At 67.0% G+C, this 17,352-nt stretch carries 22 protein-coding genes and 1 pseudogene; 17 read left to right on the top strand and 6 right to left on the bottom strand.

All coding sequences use genetic code 11. The features are described from left to right. Positions 1 to 18: 18 nt before the first annotated feature. Positions 19 to 1,431: a methyltransferase family protein gene (locus VHO04_RS07325; protein WP_414713092.1), complete on the bottom strand. Its 1,413-nt coding sequence runs from the start codon at positions 1,429 to 1,431 to the stop codon at positions 19 to 21. A gap of 323 nt (positions 1,432 to 1,754) precedes the next feature. Here VHO04_RS07325 and VHO04_RS07320 point away from each other — a divergent pair, with 323 nt between their 5' ends. Both VHO04_RS07320 and VHO04_RS07315 read left to right on the top strand, forming a co-directional pair. Further along, entirely contained in the window at positions 1,755 to 2,969 is a 1,215-nt protein-coding gene (locus VHO04_RS07320) for a M23 family metallopeptidase (protein ID WP_329627702.1), read from the top strand. Between the two features lies 1 nt (position 2,970). Then, positions 2,971 to 3,366 (top strand): bactofilin family protein, encoded by a 396-nt coding sequence (locus VHO04_RS07315; protein WP_297662543.1) that lies wholly within the window; start codon positions 2,971 to 2,973, stop codon positions 3,364 to 3,366. Positions 3,367 to 3,379: 13 nt separating this feature from the next. Here VHO04_RS07315 and VHO04_RS07310 read toward each other — a convergent pair whose 3' ends face one another. The 5 genes from VHO04_RS07310 to VHO04_RS07290 all read right to left on the bottom strand — a co-directional run bounded on the left by VHO04_RS07310 (position 3,380) and on the right by VHO04_RS07290 (position 8,480). After that, positions 3,380 to 3,751, bottom strand: coding sequence for an STAS/SEC14 domain-containing protein (locus tag VHO04_RS07310; protein WP_329627701.1), 372 nt, complete (start codon positions 3,749 to 3,751; stop codon positions 3,380 to 3,382). A 68-nt stretch (positions 3,752 to 3,819) separates the two neighbouring features. Then, complete coding sequence (locus tag VHO04_RS07305; protein WP_329627700.1) at positions 3,820 to 5,583, bottom strand: GGDEF domain-containing protein; 1,764 nt, start codon at positions 5,581 to 5,583, stop codon at positions 3,820 to 3,822. A 246-nt stretch (positions 5,584 to 5,829) separates the two neighbouring features. After that, positions 5,830 to 6,270 (bottom strand): GFA family protein, encoded by a 441-nt coding sequence (locus VHO04_RS07300; RefSeq protein ID WP_329627699.1) that lies wholly within the window; start codon positions 6,268 to 6,270, stop codon positions 5,830 to 5,832. A gap of 73 nt (positions 6,271 to 6,343) precedes the next feature. Continuing rightward, the gene (locus VHO04_RS07295; RefSeq protein ID WP_329627698.1) at positions 6,344 to 6,961 is read right to left on the bottom strand and encodes an alpha/beta fold hydrolase; all 618 of its coding nucleotides are present in this window, start codon (positions 6,959 to 6,961) and stop codon (positions 6,344 to 6,346) included. A gap of 10 nt (positions 6,962 to 6,971) precedes the next feature. After that, a complete protein-coding gene (locus VHO04_RS07290; protein ID WP_329627697.1) occupies positions 6,972 to 8,480 on the bottom strand; it encodes a YifB family Mg chelatase-like AAA ATPase in 1,509 nt (502 codons plus the stop codon). Between the two features lie 125 nt (positions 8,481 to 8,605). Between VHO04_RS07290 and VHO04_RS07285 the strand changes: the two genes are divergently transcribed. The 15 genes and pseudogenes from VHO04_RS07285 to VHO04_RS07215 all read left to right on the top strand — a co-directional run bounded on the left by VHO04_RS07285 (position 8,606) and on the right by VHO04_RS07215 (position 17,339). Further along, positions 8,606 to 9,238, top strand: coding sequence for a TetR/AcrR family transcriptional regulator (locus tag VHO04_RS07285; RefSeq protein ID WP_329627696.1), 633 nt, complete (start codon positions 8,606 to 8,608; stop codon positions 9,236 to 9,238). 37 nt (positions 9,239 to 9,275) lie between these two features. Beyond that, the gene (locus tag VHO04_RS07280) at positions 9,276 to 9,716 is read left to right on the top strand and encodes a VOC family protein (RefSeq protein WP_329627695.1); all 441 of its coding nucleotides are present in this window, start codon (positions 9,276 to 9,278) and stop codon (positions 9,714 to 9,716) included. 29 nt (positions 9,717 to 9,745) lie between these two features. Further along, positions 9,746 to 10,180, top strand: a complete 435-nt coding sequence (locus VHO04_RS07275; RefSeq protein ID WP_329627694.1) for a VOC family protein — start codon at positions 9,746 to 9,748, stop codon at positions 10,178 to 10,180. Positions 10,181 to 10,205: 25 nt separating this feature from the next. Further along, a complete protein-coding gene (locus VHO04_RS07270; protein ID WP_329627693.1) occupies positions 10,206 to 10,637 on the top strand; it encodes a DoxX family protein in 432 nt (143 codons plus the stop codon). A 123-nt stretch (positions 10,638 to 10,760) separates the two neighbouring features. Further along, complete coding sequence (locus VHO04_RS07265; RefSeq protein WP_329627692.1) at positions 10,761 to 11,423, top strand: glutathione S-transferase family protein; 663 nt, start codon at positions 10,761 to 10,763, stop codon at positions 11,421 to 11,423. A 21-nt stretch (positions 11,424 to 11,444) separates the two neighbouring features. Further along, entirely contained in the window at positions 11,445 to 12,119 is a 675-nt protein-coding gene (locus VHO04_RS07260; RefSeq protein ID WP_329627691.1) for a glutathione S-transferase family protein, read from the top strand. Between the two features lie 31 nt (positions 12,120 to 12,150). Then, a pseudogene (locus VHO04_RS07255) lies at positions 12,151 to 12,483 on the top strand (DUF1428 domain-containing protein); the annotation flags it as partial. A gap of 33 nt (positions 12,484 to 12,516) precedes the next feature. After that, entirely contained in the window at positions 12,517 to 12,870 is a 354-nt protein-coding gene (locus VHO04_RS07250; RefSeq protein ID WP_329627769.1) for a DUF1428 domain-containing protein, read from the top strand. A gap of 152 nt (positions 12,871 to 13,022) precedes the next feature. Then, positions 13,023 to 13,748, top strand: coding sequence for a DUF899 family protein (locus VHO04_RS07245; protein ID WP_329627690.1), 726 nt, complete (start codon positions 13,023 to 13,025; stop codon positions 13,746 to 13,748). After that, positions 13,745 to 14,539: a VOC family protein gene (locus tag VHO04_RS07240; protein WP_329627689.1), complete on the top strand. Its 795-nt coding sequence runs from the start codon at positions 13,745 to 13,747 to the stop codon at positions 14,537 to 14,539. The genes VHO04_RS07245 and VHO04_RS07240 overlap by 4 nt, the downstream gene beginning before the upstream one ends. A 37-nt stretch (positions 14,540 to 14,576) precedes the next feature. Next, complete coding sequence (locus tag VHO04_RS07235) at positions 14,577 to 15,287, top strand: DUF899 family protein (RefSeq protein WP_329627688.1); 711 nt, start codon at positions 14,577 to 14,579, stop codon at positions 15,285 to 15,287. A gap of 25 nt (positions 15,288 to 15,312) precedes the next feature. Continuing rightward, positions 15,313 to 15,726, top strand: coding sequence for a VOC family protein (locus VHO04_RS07230; protein ID WP_329627687.1), 414 nt, complete (start codon positions 15,313 to 15,315; stop codon positions 15,724 to 15,726). Further along, on the top strand, positions 15,726 to 16,250 hold the full coding sequence (locus VHO04_RS07225; protein WP_329627686.1) for a VOC family protein: 525 nt from the start codon (positions 15,726 to 15,728) through the stop codon (positions 16,248 to 16,250). The genes VHO04_RS07230 and VHO04_RS07225 overlap by 1 nt, the downstream gene beginning before the upstream one ends. Continuing rightward, positions 16,237 to 16,683 (top strand): hypothetical protein, encoded by a 447-nt coding sequence (locus VHO04_RS07220; protein WP_329627685.1) that lies wholly within the window; start codon positions 16,237 to 16,239, stop codon positions 16,681 to 16,683. The genes VHO04_RS07225 and VHO04_RS07220 overlap by 14 nt, the downstream gene beginning before the upstream one ends. Then, positions 16,659 to 17,339, top strand: a complete 681-nt coding sequence (locus VHO04_RS07215) for a glutathione S-transferase family protein (protein ID WP_329627684.1) — start codon at positions 16,659 to 16,661, stop codon at positions 17,337 to 17,339. The genes VHO04_RS07220 and VHO04_RS07215 overlap by 25 nt, the downstream gene beginning before the upstream one ends. The last annotated feature ends 13 nt before the right edge of the window (positions 17,340 to 17,352 follow it).

Below are 17,352 nucleotides of genomic sequence, written 5' to 3'. Positions count from 1 at the left end.
CGGGAGGGGAGAAGAGGATCACGCCACCGGCCCCACGCGCGGATCGGGTTCGAGCCGGATCAACGGCCGGTCGCGCCCGCTCAGCTTCGCGAACAGCCGCGGCACCAGCGCATTCCCCTGCGCCCAGTTCCAGTAAGCGACATAGGCGGGATCGGCGAGGAGATGCTTCTCCTCCGTCTTGGCGCGCCAGTAATAGATGCCGCTGACCGCCGCGAGCAGCAACGTGTTGCGCAGCCCCTCGGTCCAACCGCCCGCAGTGACGAGGAAGGGCATCGAGCCGACCCACCAGCTCAGATTCTTCGACACATAGGCGGGGTGGCGCGTCAGCCGGTAAGGGCCGTGGGTGAGCACGCCGCGATGCGTGAGGTTGGAGAAGCGGATGCCGAACGCCATCGTCGCCCAGGCATAGACCGCGACCAGCGCGACCAGCACCGCGCCCCACAGCATCATCAGATGGTCGTGGCCCTGCAGCCAATAGCCCCAGTCGGCGCCGTTCACCTGATAGTCGAGCGGGCCGCCGCTCATCAGGATGAAGGGCGGATAGCAGACGAGCGCCGCGATCCAGCTCATGAAATAGGGATTCGCGGTGCGGATGTGCGAATCGAGCGGCTTCATCGTCAATATATAGCCCACGGTCGCGATATGGACGTCGACGAGATAGAGCAGATTGATCGTCCACAGGCTCGTCATATAGGGATTGGCGAGAACTTCGTTCATCGACACCGAGACGAGCGCCGCGAAATTGCCCGGCACGATCGACAGCATGAAAGCGGTGAAGAAGCCCTTCACCGCCCAGGCGCGGAAATGATGCGCGATCGCGCGGCCGTCGACCGGCCTTCCGCCATTTCGATTCTTGGGCGCCGTCAGCCAGCGGCCGAACTGGTAGCAGCCGTCGCGCGGCTCGACCATGCGGCGGTCGAGCCAGAGCATATAGGGGATCGAGACGAGCAACAGCCACGGCGCAACGCGTTCGAGCAGGTCCATCGAGAAGGCGTAGCTGCCTTCCCAATAATAGCGCATGGTGAGATAGAAGCCCGCGATCAGCGCCCAGGTCGCCCACAGGCCGGCGAGCTTGGTCAGGCTGATGTCGATCGTCTCGCGCCACGGACGGCGCAGCGACCAGTCGATTCCCGTCGACGGATTGCGGTGCACCTTGTCGATGAAGACCGACCACAGCACCATCGGGATGCCACAGGCGAGAACGCTGGCGATCGCCGAATTGGGCCCGTTCATCGGCCCGCGCTGCCCCCAGTCGATCCCCAGCCAGCCTGCGATGGCGGGCGCGTGACGCGCGGCGAGCAGATAGGTGAAGAGACCGATCAGACCGACGATCCCTACCCCGGCGCTGACCGCCGAACGCGGCCGCTTCGCCTGCGATGAGCCGACGGCTTCGACAGACCGCGCCCCTTCGGGCGACACGATATCGGGCATAGGATTCACAGGCCCCCCTTAGGCGGAAATGGTAAGCAAGCCGTCAATAATATTGCGGCATCGCTTTGGGTCATTGCGAGGAGCGCAGCGACGAAGCAATGACGGATCTCCTGCACTGTCGCGCCCATGTAAAACAGCCGATTCGCGGCGCCATTTCCCGCCAAAATGGCAGCGTTTCGTGCCCCTGACACCGTTCACCGCGAGTCGGTTTCGATTCGGCGCGACTCGCCTCCCAAAGATTCGCTCCCACCCCCGCACCCTGTTACACGCGCCGCCAAGTCGGGGCGGAGGGCTCCACAAAAACAACAAGACGGGGTCGTAGCTTGTCTTCGCAATCGACGGGTCTGCGCCATTGGCGCCAGCGCTTTTCGGCGCTGTTCCAGGACCATGAAATCTTCATTCGCACGCACGGCCATGTGCGTTTCCTGCGCATCAGCGCGGTCTGGCAAAAGCGCGTCGCGCTGATCGCCGGGCTCGTCCTCTTCGCCTGGGCGGGGGTGACGCTGGCGGTGTTCGTCAACCAGATACTCACCTCGGGCGAGCGCGCCGAGGTCGCCGCCAAGCAGGCCGCCGCCGCCGCGGGCGAAGCGCGCATCGCCAAATACCGCGACCGCGTCGCCGAGATCGCCGCCGACCTCGACGAGCGGCAGGGCCAGCTTGAGGAGTGGAAGAAGGATTATTTCGGCGACGAGCCGCTGCCCGCCGACGCCAAGACCGGGGCGACAGCCGGTGAAACCGCCGACAAACCGCTCGAAACCAGCGCCATCGACCCGCGCCTGCCCCCCGAGGCGCAGGCGCTCGCTCGCCTCGAAGCGCGCCAGGAAGCCTTTTCGGCGCATCTGCTCGCGGCGGTCAAGGCGCGCGCCGCCAAGGCCGAGGTCGCGGTCGCGCAGCTCGGGCTCGATCCGGCCGGCCTCGTCCGCAACGCCGCGGCCGGGCGCGGCGGTCCCTTCATTCCCTTCCGCGGCCGCACCGGTCAGGCCAGCGCGCTCGGCAAGAGCTTCGCGGCGCTCGAAGGCGCGCTGTTCCGCATGGAAGTGCTCGAACGCACGCTGGTCGCGATTCCCTCGGGCCAGCCCGCGCATGTGCTGATGCTCTCGTCGAGCTATGGCTATCGCAGCGATCCGTTCACCGGCGCGGGCGCGATGCATTCGGGGCTCGATTTCCCCGGCCCGCTCGGCACCCCGATCCTCGCCGCCGCGCCCGGCCGCGTCACCTTCGTCGGACAGAGGTCGGGATACGGCAATGTCGTCGAGGTCGACCACGGCCAGGGCATCCTGACCCGCTACGCCCATCTGTCAGGCTTCACGACGCAGGTCGGCGCGCAGGTCGCCGCGGGCCAGCAGATCGCCAAGATGGGCTCGACCGGCCGCTCGACCGGCAGCCATCTGCATTTCGAAGTCCGTCTGAACGGCGTCGCGGTCAATCCGCGCCGCTTCCTGGAGGCCAAAGCCGATGTTCTTGAAGTCAAAGCCGACGCCCGACAGCGAGTCGGCGCCCTCGCTTCCGCCGCCCCCGCCGGCCGCGGTGCCCGCTAAGATGGCGACCGGCGCGCGCCATACCACCTTCTCGATCATCGGGTCGGACGTCGCGATCACCGGCAATGTCGCCGCCAGCGTCGATCTGCACGTCGACGGCAAGATCGAGGGCGACCTCAAATGCGCGAACCTCGTCCAGGGCGAGGCGAGCGAGATCAAGGGCGCGGTCATCGCCGAGACCGCGAAGCTCGCGGGGCTCGTCGACGGATCGATCGAGGCCAAGACGCTGATCGTCCACGCCAGCGCGCGGATCACCGGCGACGTCTTCTACGAAAACATCACGATCGAGAACGGCGGCAAGGTCGAAGGCAAGCTCAGCCACCGCCGTGCCGGCGCCGGTGCCGCAAAGGCCCCGCCGCCGCTCGAAGTGGTCGAGAACAAGTCGGTCGGCCTCTGACCCGGCCCGGCGCTTACGCGCCGCCGGTAACCCAAGCGAAGGCCGCGTCGCGGTCCTCGGGCTCGAAGACGCGATAGCTGATGTGCGGCAGGACCGCGCTTTCGATCCTGGTGACGGCGCGGATCCACGCCTGCTCGGCAACCGCCGCGACCCGCCCGAAACGGTCGAGCTTGCCGAGCAGCGGCATCGCCCGCGCCATATAGGCGCCAAGCCCCGCGATCTCGATCCCGTCGATCGATCGCGTCTCGACGAAGACATGCACCTTGTCGTACCGCGCCATCGCGCCGTCGAGACGGTCCATGATCGTGTCAAGTTCATCGCCGCCGATCCGGTCCGCAACCCGGACGGCGATCACGTCGTCGGCACTGTCGATAAAGTCGAGCATGGCGTTTCTCCTGCGTCCTGCGATACGCGGGGCAGCGCGCATCGTTCCCGGCCGCCGGGCGGGGAGCCTCAGCTCGACAGCATCGCCGCCTCGCCACCCCCGGCCGCACCCGCGACGTCGGTGAAATAGCGCTGCACGACGACGCAGTCGCGCCCGGCGCGCTTGGCGTCGTAGAGCGCTTCGTCGGCCAGCCGGTAGAGTTTCTGGAAATCGCTCGCGGGTCGCACCTCGGCGACGCCGATGCTGGCGGTCACCGTCCCCTCGCCGATCACCGCGCTATGGTCGCAGGCGGCGATGCCGCGCCGCACGCTTTCGGCGAAGCGCGCGAGGACCAGCCCCTCCATCCCGACGCTGAGCAGGCCGAACTCTTCGCCGCCCAGCCGCGCGACGGTGCACATCGGCCCTTCCCATCGCTCGATCCGGCGCGCGACCTCGCACAATACCGCATCGCCGATGTCGTGACCGTGGACATCGTTGATCGCCTTGAAGCGGTCGATGTCGACGACGAGCAGCGCCGCCGCCAGATCGTCGGCATGGGCGCGGTCGAGCAGCGGCGTCACGCTGTCGATGAAGCCGCGCCGGTTGAGCAGCCCGGTCAGCGGGTCGCGCGCCGCCAGTTGCTGGGCAAAGGCCTCGGCCGCACGGGCGCGGTCGCGCTCGACCCGCAGCAGCGCGAGCCGCCGCGTCGCCGAGGCCGAAAGCCACAGCGCCTGCCACGTCGCGGCGAGCAGCACCATGATCTTCGACCCGCCGCCCCACAGCCCGTCGTCGACATCGACGATATGGACAAAGGCGAGCACCGCCATCGGCAGGCACCAGGCGGCGAGGAAGTCGCGCGCCTCCACCGAGCCGCGGCGCCACGCCAGCCCCAGATAGGCGGCAACCGCGAGCAGGTCGGCGAGAATGACCAGCGCCAGCATGTCGCCCCATAGGGTCAGCTTCTCGCTGCGGATCAGCGCCAGCGGCACGCCGACGAGGCCGAGGAAGCCGCCAAGCAGCAGCGCGGCGGCGCGCAGGCGCCGCGACACGAGCTCGGGCGCGACCGCCAGCACCGCGCTCGCGGTCGCGATGGCGATCGCGAGGCAGGCGAGAAAGGTTCCGAGCTGCGCCGACACCGTGCCCGCAAGCCCCGGAAACAGGCCGAGATGCGCCTGCGACCAGACCGCGCCCCAGAGCAGCATGACCGCCGACCAGCCCGCCTGCCAAGCCAGATATTGGCGGCGCACCGCCACCGCGAGCGACAGGCTGTAGATCGCGCTGACGAGCAGCAAGGTCAGCGCGGCGCCGACCGCGACCGCCATCCCCGTCGACTGGACGACGGCATCGGTTTTCGGGATCAGCCGCGCGTGCAGCAGGCCAAGGCTCGCGAGCCGGTCGAAGCGCAGCGTCACCCCGGTCAGCGGTACGCCGCGCTCGGGCGCTTCGAACACGATCTGCCCGCCGGCACGCCAGTGCGATCCATAGTCGCCCTGCCGCACCTCCTGCCAGCGGACCCCACCGTCGGCATAGGTGAAAGCGACCGCCAGCCGATCGAAACGCGACTGGTGGACCAGCAGCGCCAGGTCGCTGCGCGCGATCGGAAACCGCGCCGGATCGGTTCGCAGCCACAGGCTCGCGGCATGATAGCCGGCGGGGGTGCCAGTGCAGGAAAAGCGGAGGGCGGCGAGGCCGGCGTCGGGAGCGCTCACGCCGCTTTGCGCATGGCAGAGCTGGCGATCGATCGTCAGCGTCTCGGCCTGCGCCGGACCGCCCAGCAGTAGGGCGACGAGTACCGCGAAGCCGAGCGCGAGCCGGCCGCACACGTTCGTCAGAAGAGCTCCCCCGGCAGTCATGCGCCCCCTATCGCACCAATATCTTGGGAAATCTTTACCGCGGAGAAGCACCCCGCCCTAACACCGAACCCTCGTCATTCCCGCGAAAGCGGGAATCCAGCTTTTTCTTCTTCGCGCCTTTGCGCCTTTGCGTGAGTCTTTTGAAAATCTCACGCAAAGGCGCAAAGGCGCGAAGAGGTGATAAAGAAGGAAGCTGGATTCCCGCTTTCGCGGGAAGGACGAAAGGACGGGGCGAATGCTCCGCGCTCACGCACGCTCCCGCTCCACCATCGGCGACCCGAAGCCCTCGACATATTGCGGCGCGTCGTCGGTGATACAGACCCACGGCGCCTTCGATCCGACGAAGATATGCGCGGCATAGCCCCTAAATCCCGGATCGTCGTCGAGCAGGCCCGCGGGCACGAAATAGATTTTCTCCTCAGGGTCCGTATGCGGCGTGGGGCTTCCGCATGTCCGGCAGAAGCTGGACGTCCAGCCATCGCTTTCCGGCACCCGGAAGCTGGCGATATTCGCCTCGCCGCTCAGCCAGCGGAAGCTATGCACCGACGTATAGAAGACGGCATTGCCGTCGGTCCCCGACACCTTCCGGCATTTCGAGCAATGGCATTGTCCGACCGGACCGATCTTGCCCTCGATCGCGAACGACACCGTCCCGCAAAGGCACGATCCCTTGATCGGTTTCGACATCTTCGCCTTCTCCTCATTTGCACCCGGCTCCCGCAAGAATAGCGAGGCCAGCATTCAATTGCCGTTATTCGAATTACGGGCTTTCCGCCCTCACCGTCCCAGTCGACAGATGGTCCTTGATGAGCAGGCCGACACGCGCTGCATGGTCGATAGCAAGATCATGATCAGCGCCGGGAATAACGTGCAGCGTCGATTGGGGCAGCAGTGCCTGCAAGCGCTCGCCGACCGCTACAGGGCTGATCGGATCGCTGTCGCCCCAGAGCAACAGCGTTGGCACCGCGACCGATGGCAACCGGTCCGACAGATCGGGAACGGGGTCGGCGCTCCAGCGCGCCGCATAGGGGAAGCGCCGGCGATAATTGGCGCGCCAGTCGATGCCGCCCAGATCGCTCATCGGCACGCCGCCCGACGTGACCGCCAGCACAAGCCGATGGATTTTCTCCGGTCGGGCAAGCACGGCCTGCATCGCGACGACGCCTCCCATCGACTGCGCGACGATGTTCACGGGTTCCTCCATCCGGTCCAGCACCAGCGAGACGAGATCGCCGATCCCGTTCACGTCGGGACGATGCGGCTCGTCGCCGAGGCCCGGCCATCCGAAAAACACTCCGTCCAATCCCGCACAGGCGGCGGCAGGCTTCCAAAATTGTGCGCTGCCCGCCGCTCCCGGCAGGAAAAGCGTCTTCATCATCGCTCTCCCTTCAATTCCGCGGCGCCTGCCGCCGATAGCTCAGCGCCTCGGCGATATGGATGCGCCCGACCGCCTCCGCCCCCGCAAGGTCGGCGATGGTGCGCGCGACGCGCAGCATCCGCGTATAGCCCCGCGCCGAGAGCCGCATCGCCGCGGCGGCCTGCGCCAGCAATTGCCGCCCCGGCTCGTCGGGGGTCGCGACCGCCTCCATCAACTCGCCGTCGATCTCGGCATTGGTGCGCGCCTTGTGCCCGGCATAGCGTTCGGTCTGGACCCTGCGCGCCGCCGCGACGCGCGCCGCGACCTCGGCGCTGCCTTCGGCGGGCGGCGGCAGGACGAGGTCGGCGGCGCTCACCGCCTCCACCTCGACATGCAGGTCGATGCGGTCGAGCAACGGCCCCGACAATTTCGCCTGATAGTCGGCGGCGCAGCGCGGGGCGCGGCTGCACGCGAGCGCCGGGTCGTCGAGATGGCCGCAGCGGCACGGGTTCATCGCCGCGACGAGCTGCACCCGCGCCGGAAAGGTGACATGCGCGTTGGCGCGCGCGACGCTGACCTCGCCGGTTTCGAGCGGCTGGCGCAGGCTGTCGAGCACCCCGCGCTGAAATTCGGGAAGCTCGTCGAGGAACAAGACGCCGAGATGCGCGAGGCTGACCTCACCGGGCCGCACGCGCAGCCCGCCGCCGACGAGCGCGGGCATCGATGCCGAATGATGGGGCGCCCGGAACGGCCGCGCGCGAACGAGCCGCCCGCCCTCGAGCCCGCCTGCGACCGACGCGATCATCGATACCTCCAGCGCTTCGGCGGGCGTCAGATCGGGCAATATGCCCGGCATACACGCCGCCATCAGCGACTTGCCCGAGCCCGGCGGGCCCGACATCAGCAGATTATGCGCGCCCGCCGCGGCGATTTCGAGCGCGCGCTTCGCGGCCTCCTGCCCTTTCACCTGCGCGAGGTCCGCCGTGCGCACCGGCGCCTCGACCTCGCCCGGCGACGGCGGCGGCAGGATCGCGTGGCCCTTGAAATGGCCGAGCAGCGCCAGCAGGTCGGGCGCGCCGATCACCTCGACATGCCCCGCCCACGCCGCCTCCGATCCCTGAGCGGCCGGACAGATCAGCCCGCGCTGGACGCTGCCCGCGTGGATCGCGGCGAGCAGCACGCCGGGCGACGGCGCGACGCGCCCGTCGAGGCCGAGCTCGCCGACGACGACATAGGAGGCGAGCGTTTCGGGGTCGATCACCCCCATCGCGCCGAGCAGCGCAAGCGCGATCGGCAGGTCGTAGTGCGAGCCTTCCTTGGGCAGGTCGGCGGGCGACAGGTTGACCGTGATCACCTTAGGCGGCAGCGCGAGCCCGATCGCGGCGATCGCGGCGCGCACCCGCTCGCGGCTTTCGCCGACCGCCTTGTCGGGCAGACCGACGACGACGAAGCGCGGCAGGCCAGGCGTGATCTGGCACTGCACCTCGACCCCGCGCGCTTCGATGCCGAGATAGGCGGCGGTTGAAACGATCGCGACCATGATCCCCCTTTGTTCTTTATGCTTTTAAGCCGAGGCGCATGAAGGTCGAGTCCTTTTAGCACCGTCTTGGTTTCGTCATCGCAGATGATTTGACAACATACCAACCAGTCGGTATGTAGATTCGCATGACAGCGACTCACTCCTCCAGTCCTCCCGCCCGCACCCCGCGTGGCAGCGCGCGCGCCAAGCTGATTGCCGCCGCGCATCAGGAAGTGCGGCGGCAGGGCTATGCTGCGACCACGGTCGATCAGATCTGCGCCGCCGCCGGGGTCACCAAGGGCGCCTTCTTCCATCATTTCGAATCGAAGGAAGCGCTCGCGGTCGCCGCCGCCGAGGCGTGGACCGAGCGCGCGCGGCCGATGTTCGACATGCTGCCGCATACGAAGCTCGAAGATCCGCTCGACCGCCTGCTCGGCCACATCGATTTCCGCTTTTCGCTGCTTCACGGTCCGGTCGACGGCTTCACCTGCTTCATCGGCACGATGGTGCAGGACGCCTATGCGACGAGCGAATCGATCCGCCTCGCCTGCGAGGCGAGCATCGCCGCCTATTGCGAGGCGCTGGCGCCCGACATCGAGGCGGCGATGGACGCCTATGGCGCCCCCGACGGCATGACCGCGCTCGACCTCGCGCGCCATATCCAGTCGGTGCTGCAAGGCGGCTTCGTTCTGGCGAAAACGACGAACGATCCGGCGATTGCCAGGGAAAGCGTCGCCCATCTGACACGTTATGTCCGCATGATCTTCGGGCGGACCTGATCAAGCCGACACTATCAGGAAGCGAGAGGAGTTTCCCATGTCCGACACCCCCAAGATGATCTTCGTAAACCTTCCGGTCGCCGACCTCGCCCGGTCGATGGCCTTTTACGAAGCGATCGGCTTCACCAACGAACCGCGCTTCACCGACGACATCGCCGTCGCGATGGTGTGGTCGGAGACGATCTTCGTGATGATCCTGACCCACGACAAATGGAAGAGCTTCACCGACCGCCCGATCGCCGACCGCGGGTCGAGCGAGGTGTCGCTCGCGCTGGCGCTCGGCAGCAAGGAAGCGGTCGATGCGATGGCAGAGGCCGCCGCCAAAGCCGGCGGCACCGCCGACATCAATCCGGCGCAGGATCACGGCTTCATGTACGGCCGCGACATTCTCGACCCCGACGGTCACGTCTGGGGCCCGTTCTGGATGGACCCCGCGGTCGCCAATGGCGAGGCGCCGATCCCCGAAACCGCCGCCTGACAACAACATATACCCCCAGGAGAGAAACGATGCCCCAGATGATTTTCGTGAACCTGCCCGTCACCGACCTCGAAAAGTCGAAAGCTTTTTACGAAGCGGTCGGCGCGACCAACAACCCCGCCTTCACCGACGACACCGCCGCCTGCATGGTCGTCGCCGAAGGGTCGATCCACGTCATGCTGCTGACACACGCCAAATGGGCGACCTTCACGTCGAAGACGATCCCCGACGCGCATCAGGCTGCGCAGGTGCTGCTCTGCGTCTCGGCCGACAGCCGCGACGCGGTCGACGGACAGGTCGACAAGGCGGTCGCCGCGGGCGGCAAGGCCGATCCGACCCCGACGCAGGATTATGGCTTTATGTACGGCCGCAGTTTCGAGGATCCCGACGGCCATATCTGGGAAGTGATGTGGATGGACCCGACGGCGATCCCGGCCGGCGAGCCCGCCGAAGCGGCCGCCTGACAAGAGTATGGGAGAGGAGGAAGAGATGACCGACCCCATCTCCAGCGAGAGCGGTCCCGCCAAGGGCCCGTTGATCGCAGGCCGCATCCTGAGCGGTCTTGTGATCCTTTTCCTCCTCTTCGACGCCGGGCTCAAGCTCGTGTCGCCCGAAACCGCGATCCGATACAGCCCGCCGGGGCTCGGATGGCCGCTCGACGTGCCGACGATGACTCTGCTCGGCACGCTGCTGCTGATCCCGACTTTGCTTTACATCTGGCCGCGCACCGCCATTCTCGGCGCGATCCTGATCACCGCCTATCTCGGCGGCGCGGTCGCCACGCATGTCCGCATCCACAGCCCGCTGTTCAGCCACATATTGTTCGGCGTCTACCTCGGCCTGATGCTGTGGGGCGGCCTCTGGCTGCGCGATCCCCGCGTCCGCGCGCTGATTCCGCTGTCGAAGGGAGCAATCCAATAGCGAAACTCATTTCATCGTCATTCCGGCGAAGGCCGGAATCTCGACAGAGCGGACGGACGCAAAGATGAGATCCCGGCCTTCGCCGGGATGACGAAAAGAAGATAAAGAGAAGAGGAACGAACCATGTCTGCCGTGCCAGAGATCACCGCCTACCGATCGGTTCCCGACTTCGCTTTTGGCCGCATCAAGGACATTCGTATCCGCTGGGCGCTCGACGAAATCGGGCAGCGCTACAACACACGGCTAATCGGCGGCATTTTCGAGGACAAGGCACCGGCCTATCTCGCCGATCAGCCGTTCGGACAGGTTCCGGTCTATAAGGAGGATGACCTGATCCTGTTCGAAACGGGGTCGATCCTGATCCACATCGGCGAGGCCGACGCGCGCCTGCTGCCGCGCGACGCAAAAGGGCGCGGGCGCGCGATCAGTTGGATGATCGCCGCGCTCAACAGCGTCGAACCGATGATCCAGACCCTCGTCGTGCTGACCGTCAAGGGACAGGGCACCGACTGGCAGGCGGGCGCGATCGAAGCGGCGAAACCCTTTGCCGAACAGCGGCTGGCCCGCTTGTCGCAAGCGCTCGGGGATCGCAATTGGCTGGAAGCTGATTTTTCGATCGGCGACATCGTGATGATCGACGTGCTGCGCAATGCCCCTCCGCCGTTGATCGCCCCGCACCCCAATCTGACCGCCTATGTCGCGCGCGGCACATCGCGCCCGGCCTTTCAAAGCGCGATGGCGGCGCATCTCGCCGACTGCGCGGTCGGTGAACCGCTGCCCGCCTGAACCCCTTTTGAGGAGAGAGCCATGCCCGTGAACCCCGACAGCCGCCTCGAAATCACCGCTTTCGACTGGGTGCCCGATTTCGCGCGCGGCTTCGTCCGCGATCTCCGCCCGCGCTGGGCGTGCGAGGAGATCGGGCTCGACTATGCCGAGCATCTGATCAGCGCGATCAACCGCCCCGCCGACCATTTCCTGTTCCAGCCATGGGGTCAGGTGCCGGTGCTCGACGACGGCGGCGTCCGCCTGTTCGAAAGCGGCGCGATCCTGCTCCACCTCGCCGAAAAGGACGCGCGGCTGCTGCCCCGCGACCCGCAGCAACGCGCCAACACGTTCGCCTGGCTGTTCGCTGCCTATAACAGCGTCGAGCCGATGCTGTTCGAGCTCGGCAATGTCGACCTGTTCGCGAAGGACGAGGAATGGGCGAAGCTCCGCCGCCCAAGCCTGATCGAGTTCATTCAGGGCCGGCTCGGCCGTCTGAACGACGCCATCGGCGACAAACCCTATCTGGCGGGCGACTTCACCGTCGCCGACATCGCAATGGCGACCGTGCTCCGCGAAGCCGTCGAGGCCGGCCTGGTCGCCGAGCAGCCGCGGCTGCAGGCCTATTTGGACCGCTGCCTCGCCCGCCCCGCCTTCCAGCGCGCGCTTGCCGCGCAGCTTGCCGCCTTCAGCGAAGAAGCGGGACCGCCCGCCGCCTGATCCCGAACGCCTGCCCCCGAGGAGAGACAAGATGACCTATGTAGAAGGATTCGTGCTCGCGGTGCCGACCGCCAACAAGGAAGCTTATCGCAAGCACGCCGCCGACGCGGCCCCGCTGTTCAAGGAGTATGGCGCAGCCCGGATGGTCGAGACCTGGGGCGACGACGTCCCCGACGGCAAGGTCAACGATTTCAAGAGCGCGGTGCAGGCGAAGCCCGACGAAACCGTCGTCTTCAGCTGGTTCGAATATCCCGACAAGGCGACCCGCGACGCCGCGAACGAGAAGATAATGAGCGATCCGCGCATGGAGGCGATGGGCGCGAACATGCCCTTCGACGGAATGCGGATGATCTTCGCGGGTTTCGATTCGATGATCGACGACCGGGCTGCGGGCACCATGGGCTATGTCGACGGCTATCTCGTCCCCGTCCCCGACGGCAACAAGGACGCTTATCGCGCGATGGCCGCCAAGGCCTCCGAAGTCTTCCGCGACCATGGCGCGACGCGCGTCGTCGAAGCGTGGGGCGACGACGTCCCCGACGGCAAGGTGACCGATTACCACCGCGCCGCGCACCGGCAGGACGGCGAAACCGTCGTCTTCAGTTGGGTCGAATGGCCCGACAAGGACACGCGCATGGCCGGCTGGGACAAGGTGATGAAGGACGAGCGGATGCAGCATGATCCGAACGACCAGACCTTCGACGGCAAGCGCATGATCTACGGCGGCTTCGCGCCGATCGTCGAGGCGTGAACTAATCCTCCCTGTGGCGAAGCCATGGGGAGGTGGCAGCCCGCAAGGGCTGACGGAGGGGCACTGGCGCGACGTCGCGACCCCTCCACCACCGCTTCGCGGCGGTCCCCCTCCCCACCGCTGCGCGGCAGGGAGGATCAGGAGAAAAAACCATGGACCATATCGCCTATCCCAACGAAAGCGCCGCCTATCGTGCCGCGCGCAACGCGCTTCTGGACGAAGAGATCGCGCTCCGCCGCCGGATCGAGGTGGTCGCCGCGCAGCGCCGCGCCCTGCCCCCCGGCGGCGAGATCGCCGAGGATTATGTCTTCGAGCGCATCGGTGCGCACCAGCGCCCCGAGACGGTGACGCTGTCCGAACTGTTCGGCGAAAGGCCAAGCATCATCCTCTACAGCTTCATGTTTGGTCCCGACCGCGATGTTCCCTGCCCCGGCTGCACGCACATGCTCGATTCGGTCGACGGCGGCGCGCGCTATATCGACGACCGCGCGCCGCTCTATATCGTCGCCAAATCGCCGATCGCGCGGCTCGTCGAATGGGCGCGGCTGCGCGGCTGGCATCATCTGACGTTCCTGTCGGACGTCACCACCCGCTATTCGGCCGATTATTTCGGCGACACGCGCAAATTTCCCCCCGCGATGCGCGCCGAGCGCAATCTGGACGATGGCGAGGAGTGGGACGAGACGATCTTCAACGTCTTCTGCAAGGACGGCGATACCGTCCGCCATCACTGGGGCAGCGAAATGGCGTTCGCACCGTCGGACCCCGGCCAGCACCACCGCGCCGGCGATCTCGTCGATTCGCTGTGGGGCCTGCTCGACATGACCCCCGCGGGCCGCGGGGACTATTTCCCGACCGTGGAAGGAACCAAGCGATGACCGACGCCGCCAACTTCATCTGGTACGAACTGATGACCCCCGACCCGGCGGGCGCCGCGCGCTTCTATGGCGCCGTCGTCGGCTGGACGATCGCCGCGACACGCGATCCCGCCGCGGGCGACGTCGATTATCGCATGATCGGCCGCAGCGACGGCGGCAATGCCGGCGGCATCCTCGCGCTGAATGCCGACATGCTCGCGGGCGGGGCGCAGCCGGCGTGGCTCGGCTATATCCACACCCCCGACGTCGATGCCGCGATCGCCGCGATCAAGGCCGACGGCGGCGCGGTGCATATGCCCGCCACCGACCTGCCCGTCGGGCGCATCGCGATGGTGTCCGACCCGCAAGGCGCCGCCTTCTATATCATGGACCCGGTTCCGCCCCCCGGCATGGAGGAAATGGAGAGCGACGTCTTCTCGGTCGACCAGCCGCAGCGCATCCGCTGGAACGAGCTGTCGACGAGCGATCCCGACGCCGCCATCGCCTTCTACACCCGGCATTTCGGCTGGGGGCAGGACGGCGCGATGGATATGGGCGACATGGGCGCCTATCGCTTCCTCCAGCGCGGCGAGGTCGGCATCGGCGCCGTGATGCCGCTGATGCCCGGCATGCCCGCCCCGATGTGGAGCTTCTATATCGGCGTCGACGACATCGGCCGCGCCCATGCCGCGGTGACCGCGAACGGCGGCACCATCACCAGCGAGCCGATGGAGATTCCCGGCGGCGAGTTCGCGATGAACGGCGTCGATCCACAGGGCGCTGCCTTTGGACTCGTCGGCCCGCGCCAATAGGCGAACGAGGCAATCGGGGGCAGGAAAGGAAAGCGACATGACCGATGACCGCAAACTGGTCCCCGCCGAAGAGCTGGTGCGAAACAGCAAACGCCGGCTGCTGCCGAACGAGAGCGCCGACTATCGCGCCGCGCGCGACGCGCTGCTGGTCGAGGAGATCAAGTTGCGCCGCCACCTCGCGGCCGTCGCGGCGCAGCGGCGCGCGCTTCCGCCCGGCGGCGAGGTGACGCGGGACTATCGCTTCATCGGCGCGGCGGGCGAGGTCGGCTTCGCCGATCTGTTCGGCGGCCATGACACGCTGTTCGTCTATGGCATGATGTACGGCCTCGAACGCAAGCAGGCGTGCCCGATGTGCACCGCGACGGTCGCGAATTGGGACCCGGAGGTTCCGCATCTCGAACGGCGCCTTGGCTTCGCGATCGTCGCGCGCTCGCCCTATCCCCGTATCGCCGCCTTCGCGCGCGAACAGGGTTGGAATCACCTCAAGCTCTATTCGGACCCGACCGGCGATTTCTGGCAGGACTATATCGGCGAGACGCCCGACGAGGACACGGCAGGCTATAGCGTCTTCACGCGCCGGGACGGAAAGATCCGCCATTTCTGGAGCGTCGAGGGCGGACCGGAAATCGCCGATCCGGGGCAGGACCCGCACGGCGCCCCCGATCCCAATTCGCTGTGGAACCTGCTCGACCTGACCCCCGAGGGGCGCGGCACAGACTGGTATCCCAGCCTGCGCTACGACGACTGAACTATAAAGGAAGAGGAGAAGCATCATGGAAAACCAGGGACCGACAACCGGCCTGACCCCGCATCTGGCGATTCCCGACAAGCGCGGCGCCGAGGCCATCGACTTTTATGGAAAGGCGTTCGGCGCGACCGAACAGGCGCGCATGCTCGCCGACGACGGCGTGCGGCTGATGCACGCGCACCTGATCGTCAACGGCGCGTCGCTGATGATGCACGACGATTTTCCCGAATATACCGGCGGCGCGATGGTGCCGCCGTCGGGCGTCACGCTGCATCTGCAGGTCGATGATACCGACGCCTGGTACAACCGCGCGATCGCGGCCGGGGCGACCCCGCGCATGCCGCCCGAGGATATGTTCTGGGGCGACCGCTACGCACAGGTCACCGACCCGTTCGGCCATACATGGTCGATCGGAACCCCCGTCAAAGGAGAGAAATGATGCCCAACCAGCCCACGACACAACCCACAGCCCAGCCGGTCAGCCTTTGCCTCTGGTACGACAAGGATGCCGAGGAAGCCGCCAATTTCTATGCCGCGACCTTTCCGGGCAGCCGGGTCGGGGCCGTCCACCGCGCGCCGGGCGACTTTCCCGGCGGCAAGCAGGGCGATGCGCTGACGGTCGACTTCACCGTCCTCGGCATTCCCTGCGTCGGCCTCAACGGCGGACCGATTTTTCCGCACAGCGAGGCCTTTTCCTTCCAGGTTCACACCGACACGCAGGAGGAAACCGACCGTTACTGGAACGCGATCGTCGGTAACGGCGGGCAGGAAAGCGCCTGCGGCTGGTGCAAGGACAAATGGGGCCTCAACTGGCAGATCACCCCGCGCGCCCTGACCGACGCAACGATGGGCGGCGACCCCGCGGTCGCGAAGCGCGCCTTCGACGCGATGATGACGATGAAGAAGATCGACATCGCGGCGATCGAGGCCGCGGTGAGGGGCGAAGCCGTTGACCCGGCGTAACCCCCTGCTCTTCGCCTGGGCGCTCTGCGGCACGCTCGACATCCTCTATGCCTCGGTGTGGAGCGTGCTGGCGGGGAGCGATCCCGGCACGATGCTGCGCGGCGTCGCCAAAGGGCCGTTCGGCGACGGCGCCGCCGGCTGGGGCCTCGGCGGCGCGCTCGCGGGGCTTGGCACCCATTATGCGATCATGGGCGCGATGGTCGCCTTCTGGTTCGCAGCCGTCCGCCGCGCCCCGGCGCTGCGCGAACCATGGTGGCTCACCGGCACCCTCTATGGCGTCATCCTCTATCTGGTGATGAATGCGCTCGTCCTGCCGCTCCGCTTCGGCGCGCCCTTCCCGCCCGCCGACCTCGTCAAGGGCGCGGTCGCGCTCTTTCCCCATATCTTCTTCATCGGCCTGCCGCTGGCATGGCTGACGCGAAAGGCCGCCTGATGCCGATCCTCTATGGTCACCCCTTTTCGAGCTACACCTGGAAGGCGCTGATCGCGCTCTATGAAAAGGACATCGCCTTCGACTATCGCATCCTCGAGGCCGAATGGCCGCAGCATGGCGAGGAACTCAAATCGCACTGGCCGATCGGCAAGTTCCCGCTGCTCGTCGGCGACGACGGCCGCGTGTGGTTCGAGGCGTCGATCATCATCGAATATCTCGACCATCTGGCGCCCGAACCGCGGCTGATCCCGCAGGATTTCGAGGCGGCGCTGCAGGTCCGCCTGCTCGACCGCGTCTTCGACAATCATGTCATGACCCCGATGCAGGAGGTGGTGAACGACGCGCTGCGCGGCCCCGAAAATCACCTGCCGATGATCGTCGAGCAGGCAAAGGCAAAGCTCGAGACCATCTACGGCTGGCTCGACAGGGAACTGGCGGCGGGCGGCTGGGCGGCGCCGGGCGGCTTCAGCCTCGCCGATTGCGCCGCGGCCCCGTCGCTCTTCTACGCCGACTGGGTTCATCCGATCGCCGAAACCCACGCGAATTTGAGCGCCTATCGCGCCCGCCTGCTCGCGCATCCGTCGGTCGCCCGCTGCGTCGAGGACGCGCGCCCCTACCGCGCCTATTTCCCGCTCGGCGCCCCCGACCGCGACTGACCCCAGGAGAAGA

The organism is Sphingopyxis sp. (genome assembly GCF_036261875.1).
Taxonomy (GTDB): Bacteria; Pseudomonadota; Alphaproteobacteria; order Sphingomonadales; family Sphingomonadaceae; genus Sphingopyxis.
This window is presented reverse-complemented; position numbering and strand designations above follow the sequence as displayed.